The 16,620-nt window shown below is 68.3% G+C and carries 13 protein-coding genes; 7 read left to right on the top strand and 6 right to left on the bottom strand.

The genetic code is table 11. From position 1 onward, the window contains the following. Positions 1 to 317 precede the first annotated feature (317 nt). On the top strand, positions 318 to 986 hold the full coding sequence (locus tag CKO33_RS13820; protein ID WP_200180297.1) for an OmpA family protein: 669 nt from the start codon (positions 318 to 320) through the stop codon (positions 984 to 986). A 115-nt stretch (positions 987 to 1,101) separates the two neighbouring features. Here the strand turns inward: CKO33_RS13820 and CKO33_RS06015 are convergent, their stop codons facing one another. Further along, positions 1,102 to 3,486, bottom strand: a complete 2,385-nt coding sequence (locus CKO33_RS06015) for a sucrose synthase (RefSeq protein ID WP_200180296.1) — start codon at positions 3,484 to 3,486, stop codon at positions 1,102 to 1,104. A gap of 113 nt (positions 3,487 to 3,599) precedes the next feature. Between CKO33_RS06015 and CKO33_RS06010 the strand changes: the two genes are divergently transcribed. From CKO33_RS06010 to asnB, 5 genes are read left to right on the top strand one after another with little or no spacing between them, the layout of a single operon-like run. After that, positions 3,600 to 4,115, top strand: coding sequence for a MarR family winged helix-turn-helix transcriptional regulator (locus CKO33_RS06010; protein ID WP_200180295.1), 516 nt, complete (start codon positions 3,600 to 3,602; stop codon positions 4,113 to 4,115). A 41-nt stretch (positions 4,116 to 4,156) separates the two neighbouring features. Then, on the top strand, positions 4,157 to 5,413 hold the full coding sequence (locus tag CKO33_RS06005) for a Zn-dependent hydrolase (protein ID WP_200180294.1): 1,257 nt from the start codon (positions 4,157 to 4,159) through the stop codon (positions 5,411 to 5,413). Beyond that, entirely contained in the window at positions 5,410 to 6,144 is a 735-nt protein-coding gene (locus CKO33_RS06000; protein WP_200180293.1) for a cysteine hydrolase family protein, read from the top strand. The genes CKO33_RS06005 and CKO33_RS06000 overlap by 4 nt, the downstream gene beginning before the upstream one ends. A 56-nt stretch (positions 6,145 to 6,200) precedes the next feature. Then, positions 6,201 to 7,268 (top strand): aspartate/ornithine carbamoyltransferase family protein, encoded by a 1,068-nt coding sequence (locus CKO33_RS05995; protein WP_200180292.1) that lies wholly within the window; start codon positions 6,201 to 6,203, stop codon positions 7,266 to 7,268. Between the two features lie 47 nt (positions 7,269 to 7,315). Beyond that, positions 7,316 to 9,328 (top strand): asparagine synthase (glutamine-hydrolyzing), encoded by a 2,013-nt coding sequence (gene asnB, locus CKO33_RS05990; protein WP_200180291.1) that lies wholly within the window; start codon positions 7,316 to 7,318, stop codon positions 9,326 to 9,328. 125 nt (positions 9,329 to 9,453) lie between these two features. Here asnB and CKO33_RS05985 read toward each other — a convergent pair whose 3' ends face one another. The 5 genes from CKO33_RS05985 to CKO33_RS05965 all read right to left on the bottom strand — a co-directional run bounded on the left by CKO33_RS05985 (position 9,454) and on the right by CKO33_RS05965 (position 15,533). Next, positions 9,454 to 10,347 (bottom strand): carbohydrate kinase family protein, encoded by an 894-nt coding sequence (locus tag CKO33_RS05985; RefSeq protein WP_200180290.1) that lies wholly within the window; start codon positions 10,345 to 10,347, stop codon positions 9,454 to 9,456. Positions 10,348 to 10,384: 37 nt separating this feature from the next. After that, positions 10,385 to 11,251: an endonuclease/exonuclease/phosphatase family protein gene (locus CKO33_RS05980; protein ID WP_200180389.1), complete on the bottom strand. Its 867-nt coding sequence runs from the start codon at positions 11,249 to 11,251 to the stop codon at positions 10,385 to 10,387. Between the two features lie 68 nt (positions 11,252 to 11,319). Next, positions 11,320 to 12,663: a c-type cytochrome biogenesis protein CcsB gene (gene ccsB, locus CKO33_RS05975; protein ID WP_200180289.1), complete on the bottom strand. Its 1,344-nt coding sequence runs from the start codon at positions 12,661 to 12,663 to the stop codon at positions 11,320 to 11,322. A gap of 46 nt (positions 12,664 to 12,709) precedes the next feature. Continuing rightward, on the bottom strand, positions 12,710 to 14,683 hold the full coding sequence (locus tag CKO33_RS05970) for a cytochrome c biogenesis protein ResB (RefSeq protein WP_242472496.1): 1,974 nt from the start codon (positions 14,681 to 14,683) through the stop codon (positions 12,710 to 12,712). A gap of 223 nt (positions 14,684 to 14,906) precedes the next feature. Further along, complete coding sequence (locus CKO33_RS05965; protein ID WP_200180286.1) at positions 14,907 to 15,533, bottom strand: c-type cytochrome; 627 nt, start codon at positions 15,531 to 15,533, stop codon at positions 14,907 to 14,909. 182 nt (positions 15,534 to 15,715) lie between these two features. Here CKO33_RS05965 and yihA point away from each other — a divergent pair, with 182 nt between their 5' ends. After that, positions 15,716 to 16,333, top strand: coding sequence for a ribosome biogenesis GTP-binding protein YihA/YsxC (gene yihA, locus CKO33_RS05960; protein ID WP_200180381.1), 618 nt, complete (start codon positions 15,716 to 15,718; stop codon positions 16,331 to 16,333). The last annotated feature ends 287 nt before the right edge of the window (positions 16,334 to 16,620 follow it).

Below are 16,620 nucleotides of genomic sequence, written 5' to 3'. Positions count from 1 at the left end.
TCCGGACATAAAAATGGAGCACCATTTCACATCATGGGAGCGGGTGCTAAGCTAGCCACCCAGACCTGTCAATGCTTCGTGCAACGTGGGTAGTCTGTGCTGACATGGAAAATCACTGACACCCCGCCGTGGATGCCGGAACCGAACACCGACCGCCAATGAAACATCAAGCGCCGAGAAACCATTCTATGCCCGTTCGACACCACGCCCGCAACACCGGTCTGGCCATCCTGGGCCTGGCCCTTTTCACCATGCTGACAGGCTGTGCCAACGTTGCGCCCTATCAGACCGGAACCCCACCCCAGCAGGGGACCGGCATGACCGATCAGAATGATCTCGATGCCTCCTTCGGGCTGCGTGAAGCGCAGCTCGCCCGGGAACAGGCCGAAGCCCGGGCACGGGAGGCCGAGATCGCCCTGGCCCAGGCCCGGGCGCTGGCAAGCTCGGCGAGGGAGCAGGCCGAGGCGCGCAGCCGCGAGGCCGAGGAGGCCCTCCTGCGGGCGAGGGAGCTGGAAGCACAGCTTGCAGGGGAGGACGATACAGCAGACCGGCCCCGCATGACCGAGGGCCCGGCCAGGGATCTGGCCGCCACGGGACAACTGCAACAGACGGCGCGGGGCATGGTCCTCACCCTCGGCGACGTGCTCTTCGACACCGGCAAGGCGGAACTCAAACCGGGGGCCGCGCGCATGATCCAGAGGCTGTCGGATTTCCTGGCGGCCAACCCCGGCTATAAGGCCATCATCGAAGGCCACACGGACAGCACCGGCGACCCGGCCTTCAATCGGCAACTCTCCCGGCAGCGGGCCCAATCGGTGCAAGAGGCCCTGGTGCGCAAGGGCATCTCCCCCGACCGCATCATCGCCCGGGGATTGGGCTCGGACTATCCCATCGCCACCAACGAGACGTTCGCGGGGCGCCAGAAGAACCGCCGCGTGGAGATCATCCTCTCCGATGAATCCGGGGAGACAACGGCCTCGTTCTGAACGGCGCAAAACGGCGGGTATGGTGTCCCCAGCCTGAATCGGACCGGCACCCGAACCGGGATACCACCACCGCTGGCGCGGCACAGCCCCTGTGCCGCGTCGGGCAGAACGGGGCTCACTCCTCCAGCCGCGCCGCCAGCGGGCGGTACTGCAGGGCATAGAACATCTCCAGGTAGCGCCGGGTCTCGGCCCGTTCCAGATTGGTGACGTACTTCCAGAACCCGTAGATGCGCGACAGGGTCATCATGCGCTCGGCGTAGCGTTTCCAGGTGTAGTGGGCCTCCACCCGGTCCATGCCCGCCCGGGAGACCCGATCCCAGTGGGCCGGGTCCGCCTCGCAGCGCTGGAAGAAGTCCAGCAGCACCCCGGCGGCCTCCTCCCCATGGTTGGGGTCGATGTGATAGCCGGAGCGGCCGTGCTGGATGATCTCCAGGGGACCGCCATAGAGGGTGGCGAAGGTGGGCAGGCCCGAGACCATGGCCTCGATCACCGTCAGGCCAAAGGCCTCGAACAGGGCCGGTTGCACGAACACCCCCCGATGGTCCGCCACGTAGCGGTAGAGCTCCCCCGAGAGGACCTTGTCCAGGCGCATCCCCAGCCAGCGCACCTGCCCGTCCAGGCCGTGCTCGTCAAACAGCCGGTGCATGCAGGCGATCTGCTCCTGCTCCTCCCGGTCGGTGGAGCGGCTGGCGTCCACATGCCCGGCCACCACCACCAGGTTGGCCCGCCGGCGCAGCTCCGGCTGATGCGCGTACCAGGACACCAGACCGGTGATGTTCTTGATGCGATCCAGGCGGGCCATGGTGAAGATCAGGGGTTTGTCCGGGTCCTCCAGCACCCCCCGGGCTTCCGGGTGCGGCCCGCCGAAGAGCATCTCATGCAACTCCCCGTGCAGCCCCCCGAGGCGCCGCTCCGTCTCCTGGTGGGAGAAGTACACCTCGGAGTCGGCCCCCGGGGAGACGATGTTGAAGCGGGGGTCGAAGACGTCGATGCCATTCACCACGCGATAGAGCTCGGGCAGGGTGAAGGCGCCGTAGCTCTCGTACTGGCCGATGGCGTGATCGGTGCCGGCGATCTCCTGGTAGGTGCTGGTGAGGATGAAATCCGCGGCGTTCATGGCGATCAGGTCCGCGGTGAACTGGCAGGAGAAATGGTACTGGTCCTCGTTCTCCCGCCAGTAGAGATCCGAGTAGAGGTACTTGGTCTTCTCCAGGGCATGGGCGATGTTGCACTGGGTGACGTGCATGCGGGCCGACAGCAGCGTGGCCACCAGGTTGCCGTCGGAATAGTTGCCCACGATCAAATCCGGCCGCCCCCCCAGCTCAGCGCGCACGCGGGTCTCCACGTCATTGGCGAAACGCTCCAGATAGGGCCAGATCTCGAAGCGGGAGATCCAGTGGGGCACCACCTCCCCGTCCCGGCCACGGAAGGGCACGCGCAGGATCTTGGCGTTCTGGGTGCCGGAGATATGCTCCTCCGGCTGATCGCAGGTGGTGCCCCGGGCCTCGGGGATGAGACGGGTCACCACCAGGATGCGGGGCTGGATATCCAGGCCCTGCTCCGCGAGGCGGGCATGCATCTCCCGCTCCAGGGAACGCACCTGGTCCAGGATGTAGACCACCTGCCCGCCGGTGTCCGGCAGCCCCAGGACGTTGGACTGGCCGAAGAAGCCATGGGGGCTGAGGATGAGCATGCTGAAGATCATGGGGATGCGCGCCAGGAACCGCTCCAGGGTCTTGGGCGAGGGGGCCTCCAGCAGCTCGGAGAGCAGTTCCAGGCTCTCCAGGATGCGCCCCACGTCCCGCCCCCAGCCGGCCTCCAGGCCCAGCTCCTGCAGGGTGTGGGCCACCGCGTCCCAGGGGGTCTCCGGATCCATACGGGCCAGGCGCTTCTCGGCGGAACGGATAACGGTGCGCAGGCCGTCCACGTCCCGGACCCGGTCGTTGATCATCAACTGATGCCCGTTGCAGCGGTGCTCCCGCAGGAACAGGAACAGCTTGTGGAAGCCCGACCCATCCCGGTCGAAGAGCTGGCTGGAGAGCTTGCGGTTGAGGAACTCCACCCCCTGGCCGATGGAACGGGATTCCCGCAGGTTGGGGAAGTTGCGCTGGAAGGCGCCGATATCGAACTCCAGGGGGCGGTACTCCTCCAGATGGGGGGCCACCAGACGCTCCTTGAACTCCAGGAAGGCCCCCACCGACACCGGTTCCACCGCCAGCTCGTCGGCATGGATGCGCAGATAGACCCAGCGCCCCACCTGGGGACGCACGGAAAAGGAGATCCAGGGGGCGGTGACCACCGCCTCCTGCACATCCTCCAGCATCTGTGTCAGGACCGAATACTCCGGCGGCGGGGCGGCATGCTCCGAGGCCAGGGCACGGTACATATCCTGCAGGTCGGAACGCAGCACGAAGGCCCGCCCCAGGTTCTGCAGCCGGCGCAGCAGCAGGTAGGTGAACTCACGGTGCCGGGCGATGTCCTCCCTCAGGGCTTCCAGCATGCTCGGACCTCCTCGCGGATGATGCCGTGGTGGGGATGATGACCGGGGCGCGTTTGTGCCTTCTCAAGGTGAATGTTATTGTACAAAAAGTATTTGTGCAAAAAGGTCGCCCCATGGCCCAGCCCAACCCGCGAACCGGCCCCGCCCCCGGGACCTCCCCGGGCCCCGAGGCCCGGGTGCAGACCGTGATCCGCCGCCTGCGGGTCCTGTTCCGCGCCCTGCAGGGGCACTCGCGGCGCATCCAGGAGGACTGCGGCGTGAGCGCGGCCCAGCTCTGGGCCCTGTGGGAAGTGCACCTGGAGCCGGGCCTGAGCGTCGGCGACCTGTCCCAGCGGCTGAGCATCCATGCCTCCACCGCCTCCAACATGCTGGACAAGCTGGAACGCAAGGGATTGCTGGCGCGCCGGCGCGCCGGCCGGGACCAGCGCGTGGTGCGTCTCTACGCCACCCCCACCGGCCGCCGCCTGCTGGACACCGCCCCGGCCCCGGCCCAGGGCGAACTGAACCGGGCCCTGCAGGCCCTCCCCCGGGAGAGCCTGACGGCCCTGGAACGCGGTCTGGGGGATCTTCTGGAGATCATGGAGACCCCGGACGAACGCGCCGCCCTGCGCCCCATCACCGACGACTGAACCACCCCCGCAAAACACGCGGGCCTCTCCGGAGCCGAAGCATGAGCCCCATCCGTATCGACTTTCCCCGGCTGCAGCGCGACATCGAGGCCCTCTCGGCCATCGGTCGCGACGCCGATCGCGGCATCCACCGCATGGCCTTCACCGAGGGGGACCTGGCGGGGCGGCGCTGGTTCCGCGAGCGCATCCTGGAGGCGGGACTGGAGTTCTATGAGGATGGCGCCGCCAATCTTCACGGCCGCCTGGACTGGGACGGTGAACGCCCCAGCGTCCTGATCGGCTCGCATCTGGACACGGTGCCCGCCGGTGGCCCCCTGGACGGCGCCCTGGGGGTGCTGGTGGGTCTGGAGGTGCTGCGCACGGTGAAGGATGCGGGGGTCTCCCTGCGCCATCCCCTGGAGGTGGTGAACTTCACCGACGAGGAGGGCCGTTTCGGCGGCCTGTTCGGTTCCCAGGCGGTGGCGGGGCAGCTCACCCCCGCCATGATCCACGAGGCCCGGGATCTGGAGGGGGTGACCCTGGCCGAGGCCATGGCGGCCTGGGGCCTGGATGCCAACGCCGCCCTCTTCGCCCGGCGCCCCAAGGATTCCATCCACGCCTATCTGGAGCTGCATATCGAGCAGGGACCGGTACTGGACCGGGGCGATTTCAGCGTCGGCGTGGTGGAGGCCATCACCGGGCTGTTCAAGTGGGACGTGCAGCTGCGGGGCCAGACCAACCACGCCGGCACCACCCCCATGGACATGCGCGTGGACAGCTTCCAGGGCCTGGCGGAGTTCGCCGGCGAGATCGAGCGTATCCTGGAGGAACACGGCAGCCCCCACAGCCGTGCCACCATCGGCCGCGTGGAACTGCGCCCCGGGGCGGCCAACACCGTCCCCGGCTACACCGGCTTCTCCCTGGACGTGCGCGACACGGACCCGGACACCCTGGCCAACCTGGCCGATGCCTTCCGCCGCACCCTCTCGGCCATGGCCCGCCGCCGGCAGTTGATGTTCGAATTCCAGGTGCTGTCGGAGATCCCCCCCCAGCGCTGCGACCCCGGCCTGGTGCAACTGCTCGGCGACAAGGCCCGGGCCCTGGACCTGAAACACCTGCGCCTGCCCAGCGGGGCCGCCCATGACGCCCAGATCATGGCCACCATCACCCGCACGGGGATGATCTTCGTGCCCAGCCTGGAGGGGCGCAGCCACTCCTCGGCGGAGTGGACCAACTGGGAGGACATCGAGCGCGGGGCCAATCTCATGTTACAGGCCGTGCTGTCCCTGGCGGCGGACGGCCAGGAGGCACTGCAATGAGCCCGGATCGTGACAAGCGCTTCGACAGCGTCGACCCCCTGCGGGAACAGTACCGCGGCACCCTGATCACCAACCGGGCCCTCACCCGGGCCCTGGGCACCCACCACGCCGCCCTGCTGTGCATCGACCTGCAGTATCTGGACGCCGCCCGGGGCTGGGGGGTGTTCGCCGATGCCGAGCGCTCCGGTCTGCCGGTGGAGGCCCAGGACTACTACTTCGACCGCCTGGACAACGTGGTACTGCCCAATGTACGCCGCCTGCAGGACGCCTTCCGCGCCCAGGGCCTGGAGGTGATCCACACCCGCATCCAGTCCCTCACCCGGGACGGGCGCGACCGCGGGCCGGGGCACAAGCGCCTGGGGCTGCACGCCGCCCCCGGCTCCAAGGAGGCGGAATTCCTGGAGATCGTCGCCCCCGAGGACGATGAGATCGTCATCAACAAGACCGCCAGCGGCGTGTTCACCGCCACCAACCTGGAATACGTGCTGCGCAACCTGGGGGTCACGGCCCTGTTCATCGTCGGCGTCTACAGCAACGAATGCGTCTCCACCGCCATCCGCGACGCCTGCGACCTGGGTTTTTATGTCACCCTCATCGAGGACGGCTGCGCCACCGTGACCCCGGAGCTGCAACGGGCCACCCTGCTCACCATGAAGGACCGCTATGCCCGGGTGATGACCACCGAGCAGGCCCTGACGGAACTGTCCAAGGTGGAGGAAGTCCCGGAGTGACCCGGGCCGCCCCCGCACCGGCAAGGATTTCACCTTACAGCGAAGAGGCACATCCCATGGTCGAAGACCCCCAGCTCCACAAGCCGCTCCGCCCCAAGGACGGCACCGCCGGCATCGAGCGCCCCCGGGCCCTGGCCGACAGCATCCCCGAACAGGCCGAGCCCCTGCTGGCCCTGGCCAGCCGCCACGTGGTGTCCTCACGCCAGTTCGACCGCGCCACGCTGGAACAGCTCTTCCGCCTCTCGGCCCAGTACGAGAGCACCCCGGCGCTGATGCATCTGCCGCTGCAGGGCAAGATCCTCATCAGCGCCTTCTACGAGCCCAGCACCCGCACCCGGCTCTCCTTCGAGAGCGCCTGGCACCGGCTCGGGGGCGACATCATGTCCATCACCGATGCCAAAAGCACCGGCATGGCCAAGGGGGAGTCCATCCAGGACATCGCCGAGATGTTCAACAACTACGGCGACGTCATCGTCCTGCGCAATAACGAGGACCGGGCCATCTACGACATGCTGGACAGCCTGCGCATCCCCATCGTCAACGCCGGTAACGGCATCGACGAACACCCCACCCAGGCCCTGGCGGACCTGTACACCATCTTCAAGTGGCGTCCCGACCTGCTGGACCGGGACCTGCCCGCGGACCAGCGCATCCGCGTGGGCATCATCGGCGTGCCCAACCGCATGCGCACCGTGCGCAGCCTGCTGCTGCTGCTGGCCCGCTTCCCGGAGGCCGTGGACGAGGTGGTGCTGTTCACCGACGAGGACAGCCCCTTCGACCCCGGCCAGCGGGAGGAACTGGAAGACTTCGGGCTGCACCTGCGGGTGGCCCGGGACCTGGACGGCGAGCTGCCGGGGCTGGACGTGATCTACATCAACGCCATCGCCTGGGTGGGGGACGGCTACGAGGAACTGGGCACCGATCTCAAGCTCTCCACCCAGTCCCCCTTAAAGCCCGGCTCCATCATCCTGCACCCCCTGGCCCGGGGGGAGGAACTGTCCACCGACCTGGACCCCACCCCCCACAACTGGTACTTCGCCCAGGCCCGGGGCGCCGTGTTCGTGCGCATGGCCCTGCTCACCTGCATGGTGCGGCGGGTCAGCGAGGTCATGGACACCCCCTGAGCGCCCCGCGCCCCGAACCCGAAACCGAATCCCCGAGGAGAATCCCCATGTGCGGCATCGCCGGCGTCTTCCACGCCGATCCCAGCAGACCCGTTGATCCCGAGACCCTGGTGGCCATGGCCGCCATCCAGCACCACCGCGGCCCCGACGGCTTCGGCTACAAAACCCAGGACGACCGCGGCGTGGGCTTCTCCCACGCCCGGCTCACCATCATCGATCTGGACGAGAACCGCGGCCGCCAGCCGTTTGTCACCCCCGACGGCCATCTCATGCTGGCGGTGAACGGCGAGCTCTACGACTACAAGCGCATCCGCACGGACCTCACCTCCCGGGGGGCCAAGTTCCGCACCAAGAGCGACTCCGAGATGGTGCTGCACCTCTACGAGCGCTTCGGCCTGGAGGACATGCTGCCCTATCTGCGGGGCGAGTTCGCCATCGCCCTCTACGACCGCCAGCACGACCGGCTCATGCTCATCCGCGACCGCTTCGGGGTGAAACCCCTGTACTGGACCGAGGTGAACGGCCGCGTGGTGTTCGGCTCCGAACTCAAGGTGCTGTTCGCCCATCCCGAGGTGCCCCGCCGCTTCGAGGCCCGGGGCCTGTACCACCAGCTCATGCAGACCATGGTCCCCGGACAGACCGCCTTCGAGGGCATCCACCAGGTCAAGCCCGGCCACGTGGTCACCATCTCCCGCCGCCACGGCAAGCTGGAGATCCGCGACGAACGCTATTGGGACATGGACTTCCCGCTGCAGTCCGAGCGCGGCCCGGAGAAGGACGAACAGCACTACATCGAGGGGGTGCGGGAGAAACTCACCGAGGCGGTGCAGCTGCGCCTGGAGGCGGACGTGCCCGTGGCCTGCTATCTCTCCGGGGGCATCGACTCCTGCATCACCCTGGGTCTGTCCGCCGCCACCCAGCAGTCGCCGGTGAAGGCCTTCACCATCGGCTTCGACAACGACGACTACGACGAGACCGCCATCGCCCGGGAGATGGCCGAGAGCGTGGGGGCCGACCAGGACATCATGACCCTGAACGCCGACCACCTCTACGACAACCTGGTGGAGACCCTCTGGCACGCCGAGCGCACCATCTACAACACCCTGGGGGTGGCCAAGCTGCTCATGAGCCGGCACGTGAACCAGGCCGGCTACCGGGTGGTGGTCACCGGCGAGGGCTCCGACGAGCTCTTCGCCGGCTACCCCTCCTTCCGCCGCGACATGTTCCTCCACGGACTGGACACCCTCTCCCCGGCGGAGCGGGCCAGCTGGGAGCAGCTCCTGTCCGAGAGCAACCAGCTCTTCCAGGGGGCCATGCTGGCGGAGAACGAACTCCACGACCCGGCCCTGGATGAACTGGTGGGCTTCACCCCCTCCTGCCTGCAGCCCTGGCTGGCCAGCGCCGAGCACGCCCCGGGCCTGATGGCCCCGCACCTGCGGGAACAGGTGAAGGGCTACGAGCCGGGGCGCGCCATCGCCGGGGCCCTGGACGCGGACATGCTGGAGGGGCGCCATCCCCTGGACAAGGCCCAGTACGTGTGGATCAAGACCATGCTGGAGGGGCAGATCCTCACCTGGGGGGGCGACCGGGTGGACATGGCCAACTCCATGGAGGCACGGCCGCCGTTCCTGGACCACCACCTGGCGGAGGAGGCGGTGAACCTGCCCCCGTCCATGCGCATCAACGGCCGCACCGAGAAGTACGTCCTGCGCGAGGCCATGAAGGGCCTGCTGCCCCGGGTGCTCTACGAGCGGGAGAAGTTCGCCTTCATGGCGCCCCCGGCCCACACCGACCCGAAGAAGTGGGCGGCCATGCGCGCCCTGGCGGACCAGTACCTGTCCGACGAGGCGGTGGCCGAGGCCGGCCTGCTGGACCCGGCCGGGGTGAAGGCCCTGTTCGAGCTGCACCAGGCCAGGGACACCACCGCCTCCACCCAGGTGCAGCTGGACGCGGTGATCAACCACATGATCGGGGTGCAGGTGCTGCACCACCAGTTCGTGGCCCAGGACATCCCCCGTCTGGCCCGCCGCAAGGCCGAGTCCCTGGGCTGGCGCCCCTAAAGGCCCCGCGCCCGGGGCGGAGGCGGATACCGCCGGGGCAACGCCCCGGCAGGCCCCGTCCCGTTCGCGGCAAGGGGCCCAAACCGTCCGGGCGGGGACCCTCCCCGCCCGCGGCCGCCGGCCCCCTATCCCTCCCAGGCCCCCATGGCGTCTTCGTAGAATCCCCGATCCTCCGTGGTGGCCCCCTGCAGCGTGCACACCCGCGAGGCAAAGAGGGAGGCCCGCTCCAGGATCAGATCCCAGCCCCAACCCGCCATGAGCCCCGCCAGGGCCACGGCACTGAAGGCATCCCCCGCCCCCACTGTATCCGCCAGGGCCTCCACCGGCGGGGCCTGCAGGGCGTGCACCGCCCCCTCCCGGGTGAGCACCATGGCCCCCGCCTCCGCACGGGTGACAATGAGGGCATCCAGGTCGAAGCGGGCCAGGGTCATGCGCGCCTGCACGTCCAGATCCTCCTGCTCCACCGGGGCCAGGGCGGCCAGCTCCTCCTGATTCAGCTTCACCCAGGTGGCCCGGGCCATCCAGTCCTGCACCTGTTCCCGCTGCCACCACGGGGCACGCAGGTTCACGTCCATGAACACCGGCGCCCCCTGGGACGCCACCAAGGCCTCCAGGGCCGCCCGGGAGCGTTCCCCGCGCAGGGCCAGACTGCCGTGATACAGCACCCCGGCCCGCTCCGGCAGCGAGGCCAGGGCCGCCTCCGGGTCGATGTGGTCATAGGCCTGATCCGGCAGGATCTCATAGCGGGGGCTGCCGTCCTCCAGGGTCACCTGCACCTGGCCGGTGGGATGCCTGTGGTCCTCCTGCAGCCCCGCCTGCCGCAGCCCCCAGCGGTCCATGGCCCCGCGCACCTGCGCCCCCAGGGCATCGGCCCCCACGGCGCCGATGAAGTGCGGGTCATGGCCCAGCCCCCGCAGGTTCCAGGCCACGTTGAAGGGGGCACCTCCGAGGACGGCCTGGTCCCCGAAACGGTCGAACAGGACCTCCCCGAAGATCACGGGCTCGGCATTGTGGTTCATGTCGGGCCTCCGCCGCTGCATCCGGTATCTCCCGGCCTTATGAAAGCAGGGCGGACGCGGCCCGCCCCGTCGCCCCGGGGCAGTGGGTGAGCCGAACCGTGTCCGGCACCACCACCTCCACCCCCACGGGCAGGTGATCCGAATAGTTCAGGTTGTAGACATGCACCCCCCTGAGACCCAGCCCCGGCGTCACCAGGATGTGGTCAAAGGCATGCATGGGGCGCCAGCTGGGATAGGTCTTGGCCCCCTCCAGGGGTTGCTGCAGGCGGGTGTGGCGCACCAGCCGGCGCAGCTCCTGGGAATGGGCGGGGGTGTTGAGATCCCCCATCACCACCACGTGCTCGTGCTCCCGCAGCACCTCCCCCAGGTACTGCAGCTGGCGCATGCGCGACTGCCGGCCCAGGGACAGATGCACCAGCAGGATCACCAGGGAGTCCTCGCCGCGGGCAGCGCCGAAATGGGCCTCCAGGGCGCCACGCCCGGGGATGCGGCCCGGCAGGCGGTGCTCCACCACGGAATGGGGCTGATAGCGGGAGAGCAGCCCCAGGCTGTGCTTGGCGAAGCTCCCCAGGTTGCGGTTGGTCTGGCTGTACCAGTAGGGCAGCCGGCTGCGCTCGGAGAGGTATTCCGCCAGATTGATGAACTGGCTGCGCAGGCTGCCGGCATCCAGCTCCTGCAGCCCCACCAGATCGAATCCGGCGATGAAGCGGGCGATGCTGTCCAGGTTGCCCAGGCGCCCGCCGTAGGGCAAAAAGTGCTTCCAGCTGTTGGTGAGGTAGTGGTGGAAGCGGGCGGCGGCGATACCCACCTGCACGTTATAACTGAGGATGCGCAGGCACTGCCCCTCCAGCGGCGGGGTACTGGGCCCCATATCCAGATCATCGGGGGTGCCGATGGATACCATGGGCCACCGGCGCCCCCGGGACGGCGGCAGGCTCGCCCGCAGACGGTCAACGCGCGCCGCCGCCATGGTCAGAGTTCACCGTAGGAGTGCAGGCCACCCAGGAACATGTTCACCCCCACGAAGGCGAAGGTGGTGAGGAACAGGCCGATGACCGACCACCAGGCCATGCGTGTGCCACGCCAGCCCTTGGTGAAGCGCATGTGCAGCCAGGCGGCGTAGTTGAGCCACACGATCAGGGCCCAGACCTCCTTCGGGTCCCAGGACCAGTAGCCGCCCCAGGCCTCCGCCGCCCACATGGCCCCCAGCACCGTGGCGATGGTGAAAAACGCAAAGCCCACGGCCACGGCCCGGTACATGGTGTCATCCAGCACCTGGCCGCCGGGCAGGCGCCGGGCCAGCAGGCCGCCCGGACGGCGGCGCTCACCCCAGTCCCGCAGGATATAGGCGATGCCCAGCATGGCGGCGATGGCGAAACCGCCATAGCCGATGAAGTTGGCGGGCACGTGCACCTTCATCCACCAGCTCTGCAGGGCGGGCACCAGGGGCTGCACCTGGTGGGCCTGCTGGTCCAGGGTGTAGTAGAGCAGAAAGGCCACCGCCGCACTCACCAGCAGCAGCACAAAGGCCCCCATGCCGCGGTTGCGGGTGCGGCCCTCGTAGTAGAGGTACATGAGCACGGTGATGATGCAGAAGAGGACGAAGACCTCCCACAGGTTGCTCACCGGGATGTAGCCCCAGGTGGGGTCGTGCAGGTAGGTCTCGCGCCAGCGCACGAACAGGCCCGCAAGGCCGAAGGCGGCGGCGGTCCAGGCCAGGGCGCCACCCACCCGGGCGGTGAAATCCGAGCGCACCAGGGGACCGGCCAGGGCCCCGGTGGCGATGATCAGAAACAGGGGGGCCACCCACTGCATCCCCGGGACGATACCGGCGCTGCCCACCCACAGCAGCCCGGCCCCGACCACAGCGGTGCCGGCCCCCACCGCCAGGCTCGCGGCCAGCCCCTCGCCGCCCTCGCCCCGGCGGAACATGTGGGCCATGTAGGCGGCGGTGGACATGAACAGCAGGGCGCACATCCACATGACCGCGGACTGCCCCGAGACCAGATACTTGAGGAAGAAATTGGACTCGGCATGGGCGAGATTGTCCCCGTAGGCCAGCACCCCCAGCAGGCTCATGAGGGCCACCGACAGGGCGAACGGGCGGAAGGCCCGCCAGTACCAGCCCAGCCACACGGCCACCCCCACGTGCACCACCAGGGTGAGGATCTGGTAGATGTTCATGCGGTCACCGAACAGCGCCAGGGTGACGCCGCCGGAGACCACCACCAGCACCGCCCAGAGCCAGTCGGCGGGGGACAATCGCCGCAGGAAACCGGGTCGGCGGACCGCGAGGGTGTCATGGGGGACGGACATGGGCCTTACCTCCCGTGGGGTGTGCACGCAGGATGGATGCGGATCATCAGACTTGCCTGCTCCCTGCCCCGTTCTCCCCGCCTGCGGAGGCCTCCTGCAGGAGATCGCGGCTCAGGGCGGCGAATTCATGGTCGAATTCCAGCATATTCCGGTTTGCCGTGCCAGCGAAGAGCAGGCGGCTGCCCCCGTCCCCGCGGGGATGCAGCACCAGCCAGCAGCGGCGGTGGCTCACGTAGAGCATGAGAAAGACGCCGATGATGAGCATGAGGCTGCCGAAATACACCACCTTCTGCCCCGGGGCCTTGGTCACCATGAGGCCGGCGGCCTGGTGCAACTGATAGTCCCGCAGGCGCACGAACAGGGGCGAGCCGTAGCGCGGCAGGGCATCCAGGGCGGTGAGGGCGTCGTCCAGCCAGGCGGCATCGTCACCGCGCATCTGCCCGATCCCCTCCGCCTCCAGCACCCGCAGGTAGAGGGCCCGCAGGGTCTCGTTCAGCACCCGCCCGAAGACGTCTGTGAGCCGTTCCCACTGGGGCTCGGGCACGCGCTGGCGGATCTCGCCGATGACGGCGTCATACCCCCCCGCCGCGAACAGCTCCACGAGCCGGATCATGGTGTCGCGGACCACCTCCCGGGGTACACGACCGTCCCCGCCACCGAACTGCGCGGCGGCCTCCCCGGCCAGATCATCCACCACCGACTCCACCACCTGGCGGTCGTGCAGCCGGGCCACCAGGGCCATGAAGCGGTCAATGCCCTCGCCGTCCGGGTCCGCGGGGATGTAGAGATAGCGGAAGGGCTCGCCGGTGCCGGCGCGCACGCCACTGATGAGATAGCGGCGCCCGTCCCGTTCCACCGGCTCCATGAGCTGGTGGAAATAACGGGTCTCGCCTTCGGGATCGTGCAGGGCGTATTCCATGCTCGGCCCCATGTCATGCACCCGCTCGCCGCCCTCCTCGTCCCGCTCCCGGGAGAGGTTGGTTTCACGGAAGTTCAGAAACTCCAGGGTGTAGACGCTGCCATCGCTGAGGGACTGCTCGTAGCGGCCATGCACCCGCACCGGCACATGGCGGGGTTTTTCGGCACTGCGCCCCAGCAGGTGCATGTCCAGCATCAGGAGGGAGCCGGCATCCCGGTAGCTGGACTGGTAGATGGCATAGCCCCGGTGCACCAGGGGATGGTTCACGCTCACCGTGCGCTCCATGGGGGTGTCCAGATCCTCGTCGTGGATCACCACGTCGGACTCGAAGGAGCGCTCCTGGCCGGTTTCATGGCGCTGCACACGAAAGTCCTTCACCTCGATGGCGAAGGGCAGTTCCTGCACCACGTAGCCGTCGTCCAGGTCCAGGAAGACCACATCGGCGCTGCGTCCCTCGGGGATCTCCACGCTGCCCCGGAAGGAGGGATTGGAGGGCTCCACGCGACTCTCCGGCGGCACCTCCGAGGCGGGGATCTGCCGCGTCTCCGGCTCCAGCCCCCCCAGCAGCTGGGCCGCCATGAGCGGCACCCGTCCGTCGATGAGCCCGCCGATGCAGATGACGACGATGGCCACGTGGGTGAAGAAATAGCCCAGACGGTTGCCGCTGCCGCGCATGGCCGAGAGCACCTCCCGGCCGTCCCCATCCTGGTGCCGGCGCAGGCGGTAGCCCCGGTGCCGCAGCACGGTCTGGGCCCGCTGCATGACCGTATCGGGTGCCTCGGGGTGCTGTGGCCGCGATTCGCAGTGGGCAAAGCGCTCCAGGGACTTTTCCCGGATGTCCAGGCGGAACCCCCGCATGTCCCGCCACATCATGGGGGTGCTGCGATAGACACAGACCGTGGTGGAGACCACGAGGAAGGCCAGGATGAGCAGGAACCACCCCGCCGTATAGACGGCGTACAGCCCCATGGCATCGAACACCTCGTGCCAGAAGGGTCCGAACTGCATGAGATAGGTCTGGGAGGGCTGGTTCTGGGGCAGGACCGTGCCCAGGGCGGCGGCCAGGGCCAGGGTCAGCAGCAGGGCGATGGCAAGATGCATCGACCCGAAAAAGCCGATGAGGACGGACCACCGGGACGGGCGGGGGGGCGCCGGGACATCGCTGGACATACGGCTCATAGGGTCATGGAGGGGTTTCCGGGTGATGCCCCTTTGACCCGTTCGGCGCCACGAGTTCAGCCGAAGGGGTCATACGCCGCAAGGGGGCGGCGGAAAAAAACGGGGTGACCGAAGCCACCCCTGGCTACGTCCTGGGGATCCCGGATCAGCGGGGCTCCAGGCTCTCCATGTACTGGGTCACGGCCTGCATCTCCTCTTCGCTCATGCGGCCGGCCACATCGCGCATCATGCGGCTGGGGTCGTTGTGGCGCACCTCGTCACGGAACTGGTGCAGCTGGTCCAGGTTATAGGTGGCATGCTGGGCCGCCACGGAGGGGAACAGGGCCGCCGGATTGCCGCGACCGTTGGGGCCGTGGCAGGCCACACAGGCGGCCACGCCGGTCTGCAGGTTGCCGCCGAAGTAGATCTTCTTGCCCAGGGCCAGGGTCTGGTCGTCGGCGCTGGGCCGGCCGGGCGCCGTCTCCTGGGAGGCGAAATAGGCGGCCAGGTCCCGCATGTTCTGCTCCGTCAGATCCGCCACCTGGGGATTCATCAGCGGGTGGCTGCGGCGCCCCCACTTGTAGTCCATCAGCTGCTTGAACAGGTAGTCCTCGTGCTTGCCGGCGATCTTCGGCCACTCGGGGTTGACGCTGTTCCCGTCCGTCTGGTGGCAGGCCACGCAGGGGGAGGACAGTGCACGGCCGCGCTCCGGATCACCGGGCTCGGCGGCATGCAGCGAGGCCGACAGGGAAGCGGCCAGCGTTGCGGCGGCGATGACGACAAGTTTCTTCATTGAATCCACTCCTGAACCTGAAACGGTATGCCCTTCGGGTTTGCTAACCTGTGGTGATCGGACGCACGGCGGGCGCCGCCTTGAAATGACCGCATTGTATAGCATACTGAACCCATTGCCGCAAAAACGGCGGGGTTGCCCCCTCAACCCCCTGCAAGAGCCCCTGCATGAACCACGAAACCATGACCCCGGACTACACCAGGGCCGCCTTTTTCACCAGTGCCGCCCAGTTCAAGGACCTGCCCCCGGAGGCGGGTCGGGAGGTGGCCTTCGCCGGCCGGTCCAATGCGGGAAAATCCAGCGCAATTAATACGTTATGCAGACAAAAGGGGCTTGCGCGCACGAGCAAGACCCCGGGGCGAACCCAGCTCATCAACTTCTTCTCCCTGGACGGGGACCACCGCCTGGTGGACCTGCCCGGCTACGGCTACGCCAGGGTGCCCGAGGCCGTGCGCCGGCGCTGGGGGGAGACGATGGCGGCCTATCTGGGCCGGAGACAGAGCCTTTCGGGCCTGATCCTGGTCATGGACATCCGTCATCCGCTGACGGAGCACGACTGGCAGATGGTGGGCTGGACCCAGGAGCGGGCCCTGCCCCTGCATGTGCTGCTCACCAAGGCGGACAAGCTCAAGCGGGGCCCCGCGCTGAACACGGTGCACCAGGTGGCCCGGGCCCTGGGGGAGGCGGGCGTGGAGGCCACGGTGCAGCCCTTCTCCGCCCTCAGGGGACAGGGCGTGGACGATGCCCGTTCGGTGCTGGACGCCTGGTTCCTCGGTGAGGCCCCCCAGGCCGGGGAATGAACCGCGGCGGGGATGCGCCCAAAAAAAGCCCCGGGGACCATCGGGGGGATGGCCGTGTCCCGGGGCAGAACGCGGCTCGATTGGGGGCTCGAGCCATCCCGCTCAGGGAGGAAAGCGGGAAGCGCCGGGCTGCAGCGCTCATTGATGAGACCCAATCCCCGGGGCAAAGTTCACCGCAACACTCAGGTATGATCGGGGTCTGGCCGAAGCACCCCAAAGCCCCTAAAAAAGGCCCCGGACCGCGGGGGCGGCGCCGGGGCCAGTCTTGGGCTCGACTTGGGGGAGTC

The sequence above is a fragment of the Ectothiorhodospira mobilis genome (assembly GCF_016584115.1).
Classification (GTDB): Bacteria; Pseudomonadota; Gammaproteobacteria; order Ectothiorhodospirales; family Ectothiorhodospiraceae; genus Ectothiorhodospira; species Ectothiorhodospira mobilis.
This window is presented reverse-complemented; position numbering and strand designations above follow the sequence as displayed.

What these genes read in the sequence shown, in the direction of transcription:
- CKO33_RS13820 (WP_200180297.1), top strand. Translation starts at nt 318, where the DNA reads ATGACCGATCAGAATGATCTCGATGCCTCCTTCGGGCTGCGTGAAGCG.
- CKO33_RS06015 (WP_200180296.1), bottom strand. Translation starts at nt 3,486, where the DNA reads ATGCTGGAAGCCCTGAGGGAGGACATCGCCCGGCACCGTGAGTTCACC.
- CKO33_RS06010 (WP_200180295.1), top strand. Translation starts at nt 3,600, where the DNA reads ATGGCCCAGCCCAACCCGCGAACCGGCCCCGCCCCCGGGACCTCCCCG.
- CKO33_RS06005 (WP_200180294.1), top strand. Translation starts at nt 4,157, where the DNA reads ATGAGCCCCATCCGTATCGACTTTCCCCGGCTGCAGCGCGACATCGAG.
- CKO33_RS06000 (WP_200180293.1), top strand. Translation starts at nt 5,410, where the DNA reads ATGAGCCCGGATCGTGACAAGCGCTTCGACAGCGTCGACCCCCTGCGG.
- CKO33_RS05995 (WP_200180292.1), top strand. Translation starts at nt 6,201, where the DNA reads ATGGTCGAAGACCCCCAGCTCCACAAGCCGCTCCGCCCCAAGGACGGC.
- asnB (WP_200180291.1), top strand. Translation starts at nt 7,316, where the DNA reads ATGTGCGGCATCGCCGGCGTCTTCCACGCCGATCCCAGCAGACCCGTT.
- CKO33_RS05985 (WP_200180290.1), bottom strand. Translation starts at nt 10,347, where the DNA reads ATGAACCACAATGCCGAGCCCGTGATCTTCGGGGAGGTCCTGTTCGAC.
- CKO33_RS05980 (WP_200180389.1), bottom strand. Translation starts at nt 11,251, where the DNA reads ATGGTATCCATCGGCACCCCCGATGATCTGGATATGGGGCCCAGTACC.
- ccsB (WP_200180289.1), bottom strand. Translation starts at nt 12,663, where the DNA reads ATGTCCGTCCCCCATGACACCCTCGCGGTCCGCCGACCCGGTTTCCTG.
- CKO33_RS05970 (WP_242472496.1), bottom strand. Translation starts at nt 14,683, where the DNA reads ATGCATCTTGCCATCGCCCTGCTGCTGACCCTGGCCCTGGCCGCCGCC.
- CKO33_RS05965 (WP_200180286.1), bottom strand. Translation starts at nt 15,533, where the DNA reads ATGAAGAAACTTGTCGTCATCGCCGCCGCAACGCTGGCCGCTTCCCTG.
- yihA (WP_200180381.1), top strand. Translation starts at nt 15,716, where the DNA reads ATGACCCCGGACTACACCAGGGCCGCCTTTTTCACCAGTGCCGCCCAG.